Source organism: Hydrogenobaculum sp. (genome assembly GCF_049967395.1).
Classification (GTDB): domain Bacteria; phylum Aquificota; class Aquificia; order Aquificales; family Aquificaceae; genus Hydrogenobaculum.
Genome location: NZ_JBMFST010000108.1, coordinates 1 through 1,606, shown reverse-complemented (window position 1 = coordinate 1,606; position 1,606 = coordinate 1). Strand labels below are relative to the sequence as shown.

At 39.0% G+C, this 1,606-nt stretch carries 3 protein-coding genes; 1 reads left to right on the top strand and 2 read right to left on the bottom strand.

All coding sequences use genetic code 11. The features are described 5' to 3' along the window. Together ACP5S8_RS08350 and ACP5S8_RS08345 are read right to left on the bottom strand one after the other, a co-directional pair. Window positions 1-543, bottom strand: a 543-nt coding sequence (locus tag ACP5S8_RS08350) for a hypothetical protein (RefSeq protein ID WP_461876478.1), incomplete at its 3' end; no start/stop codon positions are given. Then, window positions 540-923, bottom strand: coding sequence for a hypothetical protein (locus ACP5S8_RS08345; protein ID WP_461876476.1), 384 nt, complete (start codon window positions 921-923; stop codon window positions 540-542). The genes ACP5S8_RS08345 and ACP5S8_RS08350, both read right to left, overlap by 4 nt. Window positions 924-1,255: 332 nt before the next feature. On the opposite strand from ACP5S8_RS08345, the gene ACP5S8_RS08340 reads away from it, so the two are divergent. Next, window positions 1,256-1,438: a hypothetical protein gene (locus ACP5S8_RS08340; protein WP_461876475.1), complete on the top strand. Its 183-nt coding sequence runs from the start codon at window positions 1,256-1,258 to the stop codon at window positions 1,436-1,438. Window positions 1,439-1,606: the final 168 nt, after the last annotated feature.

Below are 1,606 nucleotides of genomic sequence, written 5' to 3'. Positions count from 1 at the left end.
AAGTTCCATGTTGGTTTGTCCGCCGTTGTAAGACTCTATGTCTTTTCCCCCTTGTGGTATAAAAGGGAGCAAGGCTCTTGCAAACGACGCAAACACAGTTGACAAGCCGCCAAACACAGGTGCAGAAGCTCCAAACTCAAAAGCAGCTCCCGTTTCCATAAAGCCATACGGTAAGCGATAAACGATTTTCGGTCCAAACTGAAGTTCTCCATGATGTATTCTCATGCAAAGCCCTGTTATATTGCAGAATGCACACGACACATCTATTAGCCCAGCTATCGCATTAAAATCAAATCCCCTAGCATAAGCAGGCTTAGAGAGTATAAGATTGTAAACAGGCTCACTTGTAATGCTTAAACTTAGTAAGCCAAGCGTTTTTAGCAAATCTCTACGTGAAAGTCTAGCATGATGAAGCACACTAGACAGTTCTTGCTTAGAATTAGCGTTTTTCGATAAAACGCTTAAGGTTTTAGCTTTTTCTCGTATCAATGAAGCCTTTTCAAGCTCTGCCAGTGATTTGTTTTTGAAAAAACACCTACTCATCTTTTTAACCCTATCCAAAGATTTTCTTGATGTCCGTTGTAATCTATACTCATTACAAATCTAGCTATGTAAGGGTCATCAAAAGCTGGATATATGGGAAGCGAAAAAAACCCGTTTTGCTTTTGCGTGTAAAGAAAGCGATTAAAAGCACTCGAGAAGTTTCTTACCAAAATATAACCACGCACGTATCTAAAAAGCATTTTCACTCCATAGATATTCATTACACGGTCTTCGTCAGGATACAGTGTCGTTGGTATGCGGTATAGAATACCTTGCGTTTGATTGAGATACTGCTCTACTTCTGATTGTGTTCCAGATATCTGTGGTATTCCGAAGCGTTCATTTCTAGTCAAATAAAACACAACATGTTTGGCTTGCATGTAAATATTATATCTCTTATCAACTCATTTGTCAAGTAAAATCACTTGACGATATACCCAAAATGTGTTATATTTATTTCCATAATTTGGTTTTGGAGTGCGTCGAAAGACGTCTTTTTCGTTGAGTCCAAGAAGGACTGTCTTTTTGCAGGCTTTTAAGGTCTGTCCATCTTTGTTGAAATCTATTTTTCTGTTGGAGGTATGTTGTATGTTTGGAGTTCTAACTTTATGTGTTGTTCCCGTTGCTTTTGTAGGTGCTAAGCTCGTAGGCGAGCTTCTATCTAGTGTTGTTGAAAATCTATTTGTGTTGTAAAAGCTTGTAGGAGGTGTCTATGAGAGTAGATGTTGAGAAAGGTGTAGTGTATGATGGTGGCGTAATGACCACGTTAGAAGAGTTCGCTCATGAACTCTTGTTGTCTGAAATGGAAGAGCTTACGCCAAACGTAAGCGAGGAAGACCAGATACTGGAAGATATCCTCAAAGAAATAGGCTTGTATAAGCCCGACATGTTTTAACTGCGTCCGTGTGGACGTCCTATTGAGTTTAAGTTGAAATTTTTTAAGGAGGTAGTAGCTATGGCAGTAAAAGACTTGTTGAAGACAAAAACCAACGGTGTTGGTTTCGAGAATGTTGTTGTGTACAAAGCACAAAAAGGTGAATTCCTTTTAAAGGATTTAGCTAAC